Raw genomic sequence first — 15443 nt, forward strand, 5'->3', positions numbered from 1 at the left:
AATACAAAGTACTTAACAATTATCATATTATCTACTATTCTTACCTGTCTTAAAACTTATCTGATTTTATCAAATTATATTGGATATGGCATGAAAGATATAAATAATGAATCATCATTATTTATATCAATTTATTTGATTTTTGAAAACTTAATTACTATACCATTAATTTATTTATATATATTTAAAAATATACCTAACAAAATTAAATTACTCTTTCTAATACTAATTATCATAAATATTGCTTTAGGTTTTCTTTCTGGAATGAAAGAAGATATAATTAAAATATTTGTTATATTATTTTTGTTTAGTTATTTTTTCAAAGAATTCGACATTAAAAAAATTATTATTCCAATATTAATTTTTTTAATTTTATATCCAATTAGTAATAACTATAGAAGTAATATTAATAGTGGCTTTTATAATAATAAAACTGAAGCCTTACAAAATGCGTTCTTTGTTACTTTGAATGATGGAATTAATTTAACAAACAGTTATAATAATTATTCAGATAGAAGTGATATTTCATTTTATTATTATTCTGCTTTTTATGTTAAAAATAAATGGTATGAATATCAGGAATTAAACAGATATATATTTCTCCCAATTTATTGGTTTATACCTAGAATAGTTTGGAATGATAAACCTAAAAAAAATATAGGCAATGAATACTACCAATTATTAACAAATAGAACTTCAATAAATTCTCAATCTATAGGAACTTTTGGCTGGGCATATTTAGAAGGTTTTTTTAGTGGATTATTCCCCTTTGCACTTTTAGGATTATTTATAAAAAATTTTCAATATTTTTTTGATAGAAATCATAATTTATTCTCATTTTTAATTGTAAATATCTTCCTGATATTCCTTCTAAAATTAGAAAATGATATTTTCTTTTTTATTACTGGTTTATTAAAAAGTCTTTTCTTGTTAATGTTAATATTGAAAATCTTAAGAATAAATAAAATATGACAAATATAATATTAAGAAAAAAAAATTCTTCACAATTCAGTATAGAAGAAATATTTAATAACTTAATTAAGTCTAATAAGTTAAGCAATGTCAACAAAGTAGTAGTTCCACATAACAAGTTAAACATCAGAAACATACTACAAAACATACTATTTATAAAGAAATATTATAATGAAGTTAACCATGTAACTGGTGACATTCATTACTTAGTTCCATTTCTTGGTAAAAAAACTATTTTAACAGTACACGATATTCAATCTACTTTTAAAGGTTCAAAGATTAATATTTTTATAAAAAAAATATTTTGGTATTATATCCCATTTATTTTTGCAAAAGAAATAACCGCAATATCTGTTAAAACATATGAAGAAATTCTAAGTCTCGCACCTTGGGTAAAATATAAACTTTCAATAATAAATAATCCTATAGATATTGAAACATGTAAGATAAAAAGAACATTAATCAAAAATGATAGAAGTATATTAATCATTGGAACTAAAAAAAATAAAAATATTATTAGAATTTTTGAATCTATAAAAAACTTAAATACACATGTAAATATAATAGGAGAGTTAAATGACAGTCAATTAAATATTGCTATTAAAAATAAAATTAATTTTAATCAATACATTGATTTATCTTATGATGAAGTTTTAAATTTATATGCTAAAAGTTATATCTTATGTTTTCCATCTCTTTATGAAGGTTTTGGTATGCCAATTATAGAAGCACAAGCTATTGGTACTCCTGTTATAACCAGTAATCTTTCACCTATGAATCAAATATCTAATAATGATAATTCAATATTAGTTAACCCTTACTCAGTTTTAGAAATAACTAATGCTATCAAAAAATTATTAAAAGATGAACACTTATATCAAAAATTACAAAAAAATGGATTCGAAAATGTAAACAAATATTCCTTAAATAGGATAGCAAATAAATATAAACTTCTATATAATAAAATTAGAATTTCATGAAAGTAATTTTCCCTATTTTCGCTTTTTATCCAGCACAATTAGGAGGGCCATGTAATACTATATACTGGCAAGCTAAAAATCTCATAAAAAAAAATATCAGATGTTTAGTAATAACTAGGAATATTGGTATTGAACAATATGATATAAAGTTCAATACAAGTGTAAATATTGACGATATTGAAACTTATTTTAATCATGAATCAAAGTTTATTCCAGTAAGAAGTATTTATAGACTATTTACAGAGATACAAAAAAAAGATATAATACACCTATCTAGTTTTTTTCTACCAATAACAATACCTTCTATTATTATTGCTAAGATAAATGGAAATAAAATTATTATTTCACCAAGAGGAGAATTATCTCCAAATGCTATTAAATACAAAAGCATATATAAATTATTTTATTTAAATTTTATCAAAATTATATCTTCTGGTATTTATTTCCATTCAACTTCTAATCAAGAGACATTTGATATAAAAAAATATTTTAATAAGAATATTATAAAACAACTTCCCAATTATATTGAATTAGAAAATAAGATAAACCAACCAGTTTCTAATAATTTATTATTCATTGGAAGAATTCATCCTATTAAAGCCATTGAAAATTTAATATCTGCAATATCTCTTACTACTATATTTAAAGAAAAAGATTTTAAACTTCTTATCACTGGGCCAATTGAGGATTTTGATTATTATCATTCTTTAAAAGCATTAATTATAGATTTAAATTTATCAAATAGTGTAAAATTTTTAGATCCAGTAAAAGGCATCGAAAAAAAAAATCTTTATGCTTCTTCATATCTAACAATTTTACCTTCACATTCAGAAAATTTTGGTAATGTTGTTGTCGAATCTTTAAATATGGGAACTCCAGTTATTGCTTCATTAGGTACTCCATGGAAAATATTAAATCAAAATAATGCTGGTTTACATGTTAAGAACTCTCCAAAAGCATTGTCTGAAGCTATTGATAGTATATTAAAATTGAAAGAGGAAGACTATCAAGAAATGAGAGTCAATTCCATTAATCTTGTAGAAAATGAATTTTCAATTCAGAAAAATATAAATAAATGGGAGTCTTTTTATAAAGAAATAAATGATGAAAAAGACAGATAAAATAATCAACATCATTAAATTTTATAGGTTCACACGAATTTATGGTTTTGAAAGAACTTATATTAAATCAATAGGTAGACTCAGATTTAAAAATATCATCAAATTACCATTGAGATTTATAAGAAAAGATAAAAATATAGGGATTATAGGATCAGGTCAATTCGCTTTTGCAACTATTGGATTTTTTCTAAAAAAATACAAGGGTAACATTATTAATGAAAATTATGATATAGATCATAATAATTCTACCACGTTCTCAAATTATTATGAAAGCAAACCGAGTATTGATGTAAATGATTTAATTAGTAACCCTGTAAATAATTTAATATATATAGTATCTAACCACTATAGTCATACACCTTATGCAATTCAATGCCTCAAAAGAAATAAAAATATTTACATTGAAAAACCAATAAGTGTTACTTATTTACAATTAGTAGAACTTAAACAACATTTATTAAAATCAAATAGTAATATCTATTGCGGTTATAATAGACCCCATTCTCCTGCAATAAAAGAGATTCATTCAAAAATAATTTCAGGAAATCAACCAATTACTTTAAACTGCTTCATCATCGGCCACAAAATTGATAAAGAACATTGGTATAGAAATAAAAACGAGGGAACAAGAATATGTGGTAATGTAGGACACTGGTTAGATTTAAGCATTCATTTACTAGTTAAAAGACAACTTCCTAATAAATTTCAATTTCATTTAATTAGCAGTAATCAAAATGAAAAAGATGATAATTCATCTATAATTTTAACTTCAGACCTTGGTGATCTAATAAATATCACTTTAAGTTCTAGGGAAGAGCCTTTTGAGGGCATCAATGAAACAATTAATTTTCAGCAAGGTGATATTATTGCTAAAATAGATGATTTTAGGAGGATGACCATATGGGAATCTTCAAAAGTGATAACTAGAAGATATTTTAGAAAAGATGTGGGCCATAAAAATGCTATACTTCAACCTTTCAGAGAATCTAAAAGAGATTGGAAAGAGGTTGAATTATCTACTCTAATCATGATTCGTTTAACTGAAATGATTTACAAAAATTTAAATTCATATACATTCGACATAAAAAACGAATTAAATATACTAGAAAATGAAACAAATAATCCAAGATCTTAAAAACGGACAAACAATATTAGAAGAAGTTCCTGCACCACAAGTTAAAAGTGGCTGTGTATTAATACAAACAACTCGTACATTAGTTTCGTTAGGTACTGAAAGAATGCTTGTTGAATTTGGTAAAGCTAGTTATATAGAAAAAGCACGTCAGCAACCAGATAAAGTAAAAATGGTTTTAGATAAAATGAAAACAGATGGTGTTATGCCAACTGTCGAAGCCGTTTTTAATAAATTAAACCAACCCTTACCATTAGGGTATTGTAATGTAGGCAAAGTAGTTGCCGTAGGAAAAGGAGTGAGTACCTTTAAAGTGGGTGACCGTGTTGCATCCAACGGTAACCATGCAGAGTTTGTTAACGTACCCGAGAACTTAGTAGCAAGTATTCCGGATAATGTTACCGATGAAGAAGCTGCCTTTACTGTGATAGGTTCAATTGGACTTCAAGGTATTCGTTTATTAAATCCAACTTTTGGGGAAACGATAGTTGTAGTTGGTCTAGGTCTAATTGGTCTTGTTACTGCGGAGTTATTAAGAGCAAATGGTTGTATTGTAATCGGTTTTGATTTTGATCCTCAAAAAGTAGAAATGGCAAAATCAAAAGGTATTAATGCGATCAACCCTGCTGAAGGAACAGACCAAGTTAAGTACGTTTTAGAACAAACCAATAATATTGGTGCTGATGGTGTTATTATTACGGCTTCCGCTAAAGGAAACGAGATCATTTCTCAATCTGCCAATATGTCTCGTAAGAGAGGTAGAATAATTTTAGTGGGTGTTATTGGTCTAGATATAAGTAGAGCCGATTTTTATGAAAAAGAATTAACTTTCCAGGTATCTTGTTCGTATGGTGCTGGGCGTTATGATGAAGACTACGAACAAAAAGGAAATGATTACCCAATTGGCTATGTAAGATGGACTGAAAAAAGAAATTTTGAAGCAATTTTACAGGCTATCTCTAGTAAACAATTACAAGTTACCCCACTTATTACAGAAAGAGTTTCTTTAAACAATTACGAAGAGATCTATGGAGATATGAAAAAAGCAGGCTCCATTGCTTCAATTCTAGAATTTCCAGAAAATAGCCAACGCACTAATGTGGTTACTATTACTCCAAATAATTTTAACAATGCAAAAGGAGTGTATGGTATTGTAGGTGCAGGTAATTATACCTCTTCTATGATTATTCCACGTTTAAAAGAAGTAAATGCACACTTAAAGTATATTGCAAGTGCTGGTGGTTTATCTTCTGCAATTCTTGCTAAAAAAGGAGGTATCACTAATGCAACAACTGATTACCAAGAAATTTTAAACGACAAAGAAGTTGATACTGTAATTATTACAACCCGTCATGACTTACATGCAGGGATGGTAATGAAAGGACTACAAGCAAATAAAAATGTTTTTGTAGAAAAACCTCTTTGTTTAAATACACAAGAATTAGAAGAAATAATAACTACCTATAAAGAAAGTAAAGGTACACTAACAGTTGGTTTTAATAGAAGGTTTGCACCTTTAGCTACCAAAATGAAAAGCTTAGTTGGCAATGGTCCTAAAAATATTGTAGCCACAATGAATGCAGGAGCTATTCCTCCAGAAGTTTGGGTACATGATATGGAAGTAGGTGGTGGTCGAATTTTAGGAGAAGCTTGTCACTATGTAGATCTATGTTCGTATTTAGCAGGAAGTAATGTTACAGAAGTTTGTATGAATAGTATGGGGACTAACCCATCAGATAATACAGATAATGTTTCTATACTTCTTAAATACGAAAACGGTACCAATGCTGTAATTAACTATTTTGCAAATGGTAGCAAAGCTTATAGTAAAGAACGAGTAGAAGTTTTTACACAAGAACGTACATTAATAATGGACAATTGGAGAACTTTAAAAGGTTATGGATTTAAAGGGTTCAGTACAGCTAAAACAGCACAAGACAAAGGTCAAAAAGTTCAGTTTAAATTATTAAATGAACGTATACAAACAGGTGGAGAACCAATAGTACCATTCGATTCAATAATAAATACAACAAAAGCGTCAATAGCAGCCATCGATTCCTTAAAAGAAGGAAAATGGATAAAAATTGACTAATTATATAATACTATTTAAACTAACCCATGATATGCTCTATCATGGGTTTCTTTTTATGAAGATAAAACAGTTATTCCATACCTTAAAATACCTAAAACCAATACAGCTTGGTTACCGTATTTACTATATTCTAAGAGGACATCATAGAAAACTATTACCTAAAACATATAGTTCTTATAAAAAAGATAGAACACTAATATTTTTACACTACCCTAGTCTCACTAATACAAATTCATATAATGACGGAAATTTCAATTTTCTAAATATCTCTAAACAATTTTCTAATACAATAGATTGGAATTTTAATGAATATGGAAAACTATGGACTTATAATTTAAATTATTTTGATTTTCTACAACAAGAAACAATTTCAAAAGTACAAGCAATAGAGCTAATCTACAGTTATATAGAGCAAAAAGATAAATTGAAAGACGGGACCGAGCCCTACCCTATCTCTCTAAGAGGAATAAATTGGGTGAAATTCCTAACACAAAATAAAGTACAGGATAATCAAATCGACACTCTACTTTATGTACATTATCAACAATTAAATGATCATTTAGAATACCATTTATTAGGAAATCACCTCTTAGAAAATGGTTTTTCACTATTATTTGGAGCATTTTATTTTCAAGATGAAAAGTTACATGCTTCAGGACAAAAAATAGTAATCCAAGAACTTGAAGAACAAATACTAACAGATGGTGCGCATTTTGAGTTATCGCCCATGTACCATCAAATTCTTCTGCATAGACTCCTTGATTGCATTAACCTATACACTTCAAACCCTACTCTATTTACCAACCAAGATAAGGTTTTAACAAAACTAATAGAGAACGCGTCAAGAATGCTCAGCTGGCTCAATACTATTACTTACAAAAATGGAGATATCCCTATGGTGAATGATGCTGCATGGGGAATTGCAGCAAGTACAACTGATTTAATCAAATATGCAGATCGTTTAGGGATAATAACAATTAACAAACCATTATCAACGTCGGGTTACAGAAAAGTAAATAATGAGCACTATGAACTTTTAATAGATGTTGGAAGCATTGGACCAGATTATATTCCAGGACATGCACATTCTGACACATTCAATTTTGAATTGTATGTTCAAGGTGTGCCATTTATTGTAGATACAGGTACTTCTACTTATGAAAAAAATACGAAAAGGCATTCTGAAAGAATTACTAAAGCACACAATACTGTGCAAATTGGTAGTATTGAGCAATCTGATGTTTGGGGAGGATTTAGGGTTGGAAAACGTGCAAAAATAATAGCGTTAGAAGAAAATAACCATTCAATTAAAGCTAAACATGATGGTTATAAATCAATAGGCTGCCAACATCAACGCACTTTCAAGTTTGATAAAAAATTCATTACAATTGAAGATCAATTAATAAGCTCTAAAGAAACGAATGGTAAAGCATACCTTCATTTTCACCCTGATGTTTCAATTACTACAGATTTAGATAAAATAACTCTATGTAATTCTAGTATATTTGTTACAATAAAATTATCGTGTGGTTACACTATAGAAGAATACGAATGGGCTGCAGGGTTTAACATTTATAGAAATGCAAAAATGCTGATTATTTCCTTCAGAACTGAACTAACAACAACTATTAGTATACAATAATGAAATTATTATTCTTAACAGATAACTTCCCTCCAGAAGTAAATGCACCTGCAACTAGAACTTTTGAACATTGTAAAGAATGGGTTAAAAAAGGTACTGATGTTACTGTAATTACTTGTTTCCCAAACTTCCCACAAGGAAAAGTATACACTGGGTATAAAAACAAACTATTCCAAAAAGAAATAATTGATGGAATTAAAGTCATTAGAGTATGGTCATACATTTCAGCAAACGACGGTTTCTTAAAAAGAATTATAGACTACAACAGTTATGCTATAATGGCTTTCTTTGCCTCTTTCTTTGTGAAAACAGATATTATTATAGCCACATCTCCTCAATTTTTCACTGCTTTATCAGGGCAAATCGTTTCCTTTTTTAAGAGGGTACCCTGGATTATGGAAGTCAGAGACCTTTGGCCTGAATCTATAAGAACAGTAGGTGCCATGGACGAAAGTAAGATACTAGATTTCTTTGAATGGATTGAGTTAAAATTATATAGATCAGCAAAAAAAATTATTGTCGTTACAGATAGCTTCAAGACAAACCTAACAGATAGAGGTGTTCCTTCAGAAAAAATAGAAGTTGTTAAGAATGGTGCAAATATAGACCTCTTTAAACCTATACCAAAGGATAAGTTGTTATTGCAAACCTTAAACTTAGAAAATAAATTTATTGCTGGCTACATAGGTACACACGGAATGGCACATAAATTAGACTTTATCATAGAGTCTATTAAAGATCTAGAAGATAAATCAATCCATTTACTCTTCGTTGGTGCTGGAGCAGGGAAAAAAGAAGCCGTTGATTTAGCTAAAAAATATCAACTTACAAATGTTACTTTTTTACCACCCGTACCGAAAGAAGAAGTTAGCAAATATATTTCAATTTTAGATTGCATGCTCGTTCCATTAAAAAAAGCAGATACCTTTAAAACTGTTATTCCTTCAAAAATATTTGAAACCGCAGCAATGGAAATTCCAATTCTATTGGGCGTAGATGGAGAAGCAAGAAGTATAATTGAAAAATACTCTGCTGGATTGTATTTTGAACCAGAAAATAAAGAAGAATTTATTTCTCAATTAATTAAACTTAAAAATGATAAAACTCTTTATCAATCGATACAAAAAGGTTGCAACACATTAGCATTAGATTTTGACAGGAAAGTATTGGCTGATAAAATGTATACTTCAATTATTAATAAAAAGACTAATAATGAGCACCAATATAAAACAACAAAACTACCAAGTAACCACAGCAGATAGAGCCAATCTACTCCAGCATAAATCTGTTGTACTTTGGTTTACAGGCTTGTCTGGTTCTGGGAAGTCTACATTGGCCAATGCCGTAGAAGCTAAATTAGCTACAGCAGGTAAATTAACCTATACATTAGATGGTGACAATGTACGTTTTGGTTTAAATAAAGACTTAAGTTTCACTATTGAAGACCGTACTGAAAATATTCGCCGAATTTCTGAAGTAGCTACTTTAATTTCTAATGCAGGCCCCATTGTTTTGACTGCATTTATCTCTCCTTTAATGAAAGACAGACAACAAGCTCGAGATAGTATAGGAACTGATAAATTTATAGAAGTCTATATAGATTGTCCTATTGAAGAATGTGAGAAAAGAGATGTAAAAGGGTTGTATCAAAAAGCACGAAAAGGATTAATTAGAGAATTTACAGGTATCTCGTCCCCTTATGAAGCTCCATTACACCCCGAAATAGTAGTGAATACAGCGACAATGTCATTAGAAGACTGCGTAGAAAAAGTAATCACTTACCTATCACCAAGAATAAATTTAGATTAAGAAATAATGAGTCAGTATACCTTAAATCATTTAAAGGAATTAGAAGCAGAAGCCATCTTTGTTTTGCGTGAAGTCTTCTCTCAATTTCAAAACCCTGCCATTCTTTTCTCAGGTGGAAAAGATTCAATTGTCGTTACACATTTGGCAAGAAAAGCATTTCACCCTGCAAAAATTCCTTTTACATTATTTCATGTAGATACAGGTCACAATTTCCCTGAAACCATACAATTTAGAGACGACCTCATTAAAGAATTGGGTTGTAAACTTGTGGTAGGTTCAGTGCAGAAATCTATCAATGACGGAAAAGTACTCGAAGAAAAAGGAAAAGATGCCTCTCGTAATAAATTACAAACCACTACCCTATTAGATACGATAGAAGAACATAACTTTGATGTATGTATTGGAGGAGGACGTAGAGACGAAGAAAAAGCAAGAGCAAAAGAACGCTTCTTCTCGCATAGAGATGAATTTGGACAATGGGATCCAAAAAACCAAAGACCGGAATTGTGGAACATCTTTAACGGACGTTACCAACAAGGAGAACACTTTAGAGCTTTTCCTATTTCTAACTGGACAGAAATGGATATTTGGCAATACATTCTTAACGAAAACATTGACATTCCGTCTCTGTACATTGCACACAATAGAGATGTAGTATACAGACAAGGTGCATGGTTACCCGTTTCAGAATTCTTAAAACTAAGAGAAGGAGAAGAGGTAGTCAATAAAAAAATACGCTTTAGAACACTTGGAGATATTACCATTACAGGAGGTCAAGAATCTGACGCAGACACCTTAGAAAAAATTGTTGCAGAAGTTGCCGCAGCACGTCAGACAGAACGAGGTAACCGTTCGGATGACAAACGCTCAGAAACAGCAATGGAAGACCGTAAGAAAGAAGGATACTTTTAATAGAGCACTATTTATCTCCTATTAAAAGCAAACAACAATCGAAACACAACTACTTTTTTTAAAATGTCAACACAAGATACAAACACACAACTTTTAAGATTCACTACAGCAGGAAGCGTAGATGATGGAAAAAGTACATTAATAGGTCGTTTACTTTACGATTCAAAGTCAATTTTTGAAGATCAGATGGATGCCATTGAAGCTTCGAGTAAACGAAAAGGGTTAGAACATGTTGAACTCGCCCATTTAACAGATGGTCTAAAAGACGAAAGAGAACAAGGTATTACTATTGATGTAGCCTACCGCTATTTCGCCACACCAAAACGTAAATTTATTATTGCAGATACACCCGGCCATATTCAATATACAAGAAATATGGTTACCGGTGCCTCTACAGCAGACCTCGCACTCATATTAATCGATGCAAGAAAAGGAGTCATCGAACAAACAAAACGTCATTCATTTATTGCCTCACTGTTACAAATCCCTCATGTTGTAGTTTGTATTAATAAGATGGACTTGGTAGACTATTCAGAGGAAGCTTACAATAAAATTGTCGAAGAATACAAAGACTTTGCGGCTAAATTAGAGATTAAAGATTTTAGATTCATTCCTATTAGTGCCCTCAAAGGAGATAATGTAGTAGATCGCTCTAAAAATACGACATGGTATGAAGGCGAGACCCTATTACACACACTAGAAACCATCCATATTGCCAATGATTACAACTTTGTAGATGCCCGTTTCCCAGTACAAACAGTCATCCGCCCCCACTCATACGAATACCACGATTTTAGAGGGTATGCCGGAAGAGTAGCCAGTGGTATCTTCAAAAAAGGAGACGAAGTAATTGCCATTCCTTCAGGCTTCACTTCTAAAATAAAAAGCGTGGAAACTTTTGAAGGAGAAATTACTGAAGCATTCCCCCCAATGTCCGTTGCAATCACTTTAGAAGACGATGTCGACATTAGTCGCGGAGACATGCTTGTAAAACCCAACAACCAAGCAAAACAAACACAAGACATAGACGCAACAGTTTGTTGGTTAAACAATACTCCTCTTAAACCTTCTTCTAAATATGCTTTAAAACACACTTCTAATGATGTAAGAGCTGTAGTGAAAGAAGTTGTTTATAAAGTAGATATTAACAACCTTCACAAAGTAGAAGACGATAAAACTGTAAAAATGAACGACATTGTACGTTTAAGATTACGCACTACAAAACCCCTTCTATGTGATGCCTATAGAAGAAACCGTGTAACAGGTAGCTTTGTACTTGTAGATGAAGGCACAAATGAAACTGTTGCAGCTGGCATGATCATCTAATCCTCCTATGGGTAAAATTATCAATAGAAAATTATTAAAAGCCATTTCCTGGCGATTTTGGGGTACACTAGATACCGTATTATGGGGATGGCTTTTTTCAGGAGATAGCCACATTGGTTTTAGTATAGGAGGTTTTGAACTCATCACAAAAATCTCTTTGTACTACGGTCACGAGTGGATTTGGGAAAGATGGGCAAAATTTGCTTTCTGGCAGAAAAGAAAAAATCGTTATCGTCACCTTGCTAAATCTATTACATGGCGTGCTGTAGGTACCATAGATACTATTGTATTGGCTTGGATCATTTCAGGCAATCCATTAATTGGGCTAAAAGTAGGTGCAGCAGAAGTAATTACAAAAATTGGTTTATTCTATCTTCATGAAAGAATTTGGCATGCTTATTTCCCTGAAAAGACTGTTACAACAGATGAAAAAATAATAATTAAATAAATTTTCATAAAATATGAGCCTTTTACTATTTAAGGCTCATATTTTTGAAAAGTTATTTTTCTTCTCTAATAGAAATCGATAGGTATAACCGTAAAAACAACTCTTAATAGATTATTAAAATTCAGTTACTTATATTTGCACAAAGATTCTTAAATAAAAAGCACTTAACATCACAAAAATGAATATTATTCTTAAACCAGTACATCAAAAGTTACAGATTAAAACTTCTACCTTTTAAGTAATGGTATACTAGTTGCATAAAAGAATAATAAAATATAAAAAACATGCTTAGACTTATAGTTACCTTACTAACCTCACTTACTATTGCCCTTATATCAACACCTGAAGTCATAAAAGTCATTACAAAAAATAATGTCTTCGATTTACCTGGAGGAAGAAAAGTACATACAGAATTAATCCCATCTATGGGTGGTGTCGGTATATTTATTGCTTTCCTTTTAAGCTGTTGTATTTGGATACCAATAAATTCAGCAATAGAATTACGTTTCCTCTTCTTTGGCATTATACTCATCTTCTTTATGGGCGTTAGAGATGACATGCTTGCTATGAGTCCTAGAAATAAGCTCATCATTCAATTAATAGCCGCTACAGTAGTTGTTGGTTTTGGTGATATTCAAATCAGATCATTCTACTCACTGTATGAAAATATAAATTTCCCTGAATGGTTTAGTTTCGCTACAACAGTATTTATCATCATTGCATTAACCAATGCCTTCAACCTTATAGATGGTATAAATGGGTTAGCTGGTGCTATTGCTGTTATTATTACAGCCGCTTTAAGTACGTGGTTTTTCCTTATAGGCAACCATTCTTATGCAATAATGATGGTAGCAATGCTAGGTGGTGTATTAGGTTTCTTGTATTACAATTGGGGTAGAGCAACTATATTTATGGGAGATACAGGCTCTATGATTTTAGGCTTTTTCCTTTCTTGTAGTTTAGTGTTATTTATTAATACAGATTATGCATTACCTGTAGACCATGCCTATAAATTGCCAGATGCAGTAAGTATGGCGATTGCTTTATTCATTTACCCTATTATTGATACACTTCGTGTATTTACCATACGTATATTAAATGGTAGATCACCTTTCTCACCAGATAGAAAACACATTCATCATATTTTTATTAGAACAGGGTTTACTCACGCAGCAACATCAACAATTATTGCTTCTATGTCCTTCCTCTTCCTAGCAGTTTGTTACTTTGCAAACTTTTATATTCATGATCTTTTACTTCTAGCATGTATTCTTACCGCATTATATGTTATTCCATTATTATTAAAATGGAGAGTCTATTATTATAAAAATAATAAAGATGAAATAGCAAAAAAGGTACTTAAACAAAAAGCAAAAGAATCTGCAAAATTTAAAGTAGAAAGAAATGTTGGTTAAACATTTTCTTTAAAAGATATAGTAGGCCATCAATCTTTAATTAGGTTGGTGGCTTTTTTCTTCTTCATTTTTTCCATTGCTGAAAAAACAAAGCAAAAAAAGCTAGGTGGGAGAGTTAAATTTATCTTCAAGGCCGTGTAGTGGTACTTGTCGTTGTCGTTTTCAATTGTAGATTGTTTGTAGTCAATGCAACTATCTCCTATCTTTATACTAAAATAAATGCATTAGGTAGAAATGTTTCTTAGATAAAATGAAAAAGGCACTCATAACAGGTATTACAGGGCAAGATGGAGCTTACCTCACAGAATTATTATTAGAAAAAGGATATGAAGTACACGGAATTAAACGCCGTTCTTCATTATTAAATACAGACAGAATAGATCATTTATATCAAGACCCACATGAAGAAGATATAAAACTAAAATTACATTACGGAGATCTTACAGATTCAATGAATCTAACAAAGATTATACAAGAAGTACAGCCAGATGAGATCTATAATTTAGGAGCAATGTCTCATGTGCGTGTAAGTTTCGATACACCTGAATATGTGGGCAATGTAGACGGTTTGGGTACGTTACGAATATTAGAAGCCGTACGTTTGTTAGGTTTAACAAAAAAAACACGTATATATCAAGCGTCAACATCAGAACTCTATGGAATGGTGCAGGAGGTTCCCCAAAAAGAAACTACTCCCTTCTACCCTCGTTCTCCATATGCTGTTGCCAAGCTTTATGGGTATTGGATTACCGTTAACTACAGGGAAGCTTACAATATGTACGCCTGTAATGGCATTTTATTTAACCACGAATCTCCAATACGAGGAGAAACTTTTGTTACACGAAAGATTACACGAGCAGTAGCAAAAATTGCTTTAGGCTTACAAGATTGCCTTTTTCTAGGAAATCTTAACTCAAAAAGAGATTGGGGACATGCTAAGGATTATGTAAAAGCTATGTGGCTTATATTACAACAAGAAAAGGCAGAAGATTTTTGTATTGCCACAGGAATCACCACTTCCATCAGAGATTTTGTAAAAATGGCCTTTGCTGAAGTGGGTATTGAGCTAGCATTTACCGGTGAAGGTGTTGATGAAATTGCAACAATAAAAAAGTGTAATCAGCCAGAGTTCCAGGTAAAAGAGGGAACGGTTGTATTAAAAGTAGATCCGCAATACTTCCGCCCTACAGAAGTAGATTTACTTATTGGAGATCCTACAAAAGCAAAAACACAATTGGGATGGGAATTAGAATACGACCTTCCTGCTCTTGTTAAAGACATGATGACCTCGGATGTAAAACTATTTAAAAAGGAAAAATATTTACGTGATGGAGGGCATGATGTTTTGAATCAGTATGAATAGGCTTTTGAATTAGGAGTTAAAAATGAAGAACTAAGAACTGTCAATAGTTTATAACTACTAGAACCCATCTACATCATCAGCCCAGGACTTAAGTCTTGGGCTGATAATAATGGATATATATTGTTTGAAGTCTGGAGACTTCTTCAATGATGAATCACAAGTGACGCCTGACGGCTTAACACTTACGATAGATTAATAAAACACTTTCAAAAGCTCAGGACTTCCATCTTG

At 31.0% G+C, this 15443-nt stretch carries 13 protein-coding genes; all 13 read left to right on the forward strand.

Translation table 11 applies throughout. From position 1 onward, the window contains the following. Positions 1-90 precede the first annotated feature (90 nt). The 13 genes from KM029_RS05945 to gmd all read left to right on the forward strand — a co-directional run bounded on the left by KM029_RS05945 (position 91) and on the right by gmd (position 15212). Positions 91-972: a hypothetical protein gene (locus KM029_RS05945; protein ID WP_144072394.1), complete on the forward strand. Its 882-nt coding sequence runs from the start codon at positions 91-93 to the stop codon at positions 970-972. Further along, positions 969-1952, forward strand: coding sequence for a glycosyltransferase (locus KM029_RS05950; protein ID WP_144072395.1), 984 nt, complete (start codon positions 969-971; stop codon positions 1950-1952). Before KM029_RS05945 ends, KM029_RS05950 begins: the two co-directional genes overlap by 4 nt. Then, entirely contained in the window at positions 1949-3073 is a 1125-nt protein-coding gene (locus tag KM029_RS05955; RefSeq protein ID WP_144072396.1) for a glycosyltransferase, read from the forward strand. The genes KM029_RS05950 and KM029_RS05955 overlap by 4 nt, the downstream gene beginning before the upstream one ends. A gap of 109 nt (positions 3074-3182) precedes the next feature. After that, complete coding sequence (locus tag KM029_RS05960) at positions 3183-4208, forward strand: Gfo/Idh/MocA family oxidoreductase (RefSeq protein WP_158630971.1); 1026 nt, start codon at positions 3183-3185, stop codon at positions 4206-4208. Then, on the forward strand, positions 4183-6297 hold the full coding sequence (locus tag KM029_RS05965; protein ID WP_144072398.1) for a bi-domain-containing oxidoreductase: 2115 nt from the start codon (positions 4183-4185) through the stop codon (positions 6295-6297). The genes KM029_RS05960 and KM029_RS05965 overlap by 26 nt, the downstream gene beginning before the upstream one ends. Before the next feature lie 55 nt (positions 6298-6352). Further along, a complete protein-coding gene (locus tag KM029_RS05970; RefSeq protein ID WP_158630972.1) occupies positions 6353-7939 on the forward strand; it encodes an alginate lyase family protein in 1587 nt (528 codons plus the stop codon). After that, a complete protein-coding gene (locus KM029_RS05975) occupies positions 7939-9201 on the forward strand; it encodes a glycosyltransferase family 4 protein (protein ID WP_144072400.1) in 1263 nt (420 codons plus the stop codon). Before KM029_RS05970 ends, KM029_RS05975 begins: the two co-directional genes overlap by 1 nt. After that, positions 9152-9748, forward strand: a complete 597-nt coding sequence (gene cysC, locus KM029_RS05980) for an adenylyl-sulfate kinase (RefSeq protein WP_144072401.1) — start codon at positions 9152-9154, stop codon at positions 9746-9748. Before KM029_RS05975 ends, cysC begins: the two co-directional genes overlap by 50 nt. A 6-nt stretch (positions 9749-9754) precedes the next feature. Beyond that, on the forward strand, positions 9755-10660 hold the full coding sequence (gene cysD / locus KM029_RS05985; protein WP_144072402.1) for a sulfate adenylyltransferase subunit CysD: 906 nt from the start codon (positions 9755-9757) through the stop codon (positions 10658-10660). A 9-nt stretch (positions 10661-10669) separates the two neighbouring features. Further along, on the forward strand, positions 10670-11986 hold the full coding sequence (gene cysN / locus KM029_RS05990; RefSeq protein ID WP_262712700.1) for a sulfate adenylyltransferase subunit CysN: 1317 nt from the start codon (positions 10670-10672) through the stop codon (positions 11984-11986). A gap of 7 nt (positions 11987-11993) precedes the next feature. After that, positions 11994-12434: a DUF2061 domain-containing protein gene (locus KM029_RS05995; RefSeq protein WP_144072404.1), complete on the forward strand. Its 441-nt coding sequence runs from the start codon at positions 11994-11996 to the stop codon at positions 12432-12434. 284 nt (positions 12435-12718) lie between these two features. Beyond that, positions 12719-13849, forward strand: a complete 1131-nt coding sequence (locus tag KM029_RS06000) for a glycosyltransferase family 4 protein (RefSeq protein ID WP_144072405.1) — start codon at positions 12719-12721, stop codon at positions 13847-13849. A gap of 250 nt (positions 13850-14099) precedes the next feature. Then, a complete protein-coding gene (gene gmd, locus KM029_RS06005; protein ID WP_144072406.1) occupies positions 14100-15212 on the forward strand; it encodes a GDP-mannose 4,6-dehydratase in 1113 nt (370 codons plus the stop codon). The last annotated feature ends 231 nt before the right edge of the window (positions 15213-15443 follow it).

Source organism: Flammeovirga kamogawensis (assembly GCF_018736065.1).
GTDB classification, from domain to species: Bacteria; Bacteroidota; Bacteroidia; order Cytophagales; family Flammeovirgaceae; genus Flammeovirga; species Flammeovirga kamogawensis.

Excerpts from the sequence above, each read along its gene's own strand:
- KM029_RS05945 (WP_144072394.1), top strand. The coding sequence starts at position 91 with ATGAAAGATATAAATAATGAATCATCATTATTTATATCAATTTATTTG.
- KM029_RS05995 (WP_144072404.1), top strand. The coding sequence starts at position 11,994 with ATGGGTAAAATTATCAATAGAAAATTATTAAAAGCCATTTCCTGGCGA.
- cysD (WP_144072402.1), top strand. The coding sequence starts at position 9,755 with ATGAGTCAGTATACCTTAAATCATTTAAAGGAATTAGAAGCAGAAGCC.
- KM029_RS05965 (WP_144072398.1), top strand. The coding sequence starts at position 4,183 with ATGAAACAAATAATCCAAGATCTTAAAAACGGACAAACAATATTAGAA.
- KM029_RS05950 (WP_144072395.1), top strand. The coding sequence starts at position 969 with ATGACAAATATAATATTAAGAAAAAAAAATTCTTCACAATTCAGTATA.
- KM029_RS05970 (WP_158630972.1), top strand. The coding sequence starts at position 6,353 with ATGAAGATAAAACAGTTATTCCATACCTTAAAATACCTAAAACCAATA.
- KM029_RS06000 (WP_144072405.1), top strand. The coding sequence starts at position 12,719 with ATGCTTAGACTTATAGTTACCTTACTAACCTCACTTACTATTGCCCTT.
- cysC (WP_144072401.1), top strand. The coding sequence starts at position 9,152 with ATGAGCACCAATATAAAACAACAAAACTACCAAGTAACCACAGCAGAT.
- KM029_RS05975 (WP_144072400.1), top strand. The coding sequence starts at position 7,939 with ATGAAATTATTATTCTTAACAGATAACTTCCCTCCAGAAGTAAATGCA.
- gmd (WP_144072406.1), top strand. The coding sequence starts at position 14,100 with ATGAAAAAGGCACTCATAACAGGTATTACAGGGCAAGATGGAGCTTAC.
- KM029_RS05955 (WP_144072396.1), top strand. The coding sequence starts at position 1,949 with ATGAAAGTAATTTTCCCTATTTTCGCTTTTTATCCAGCACAATTAGGA.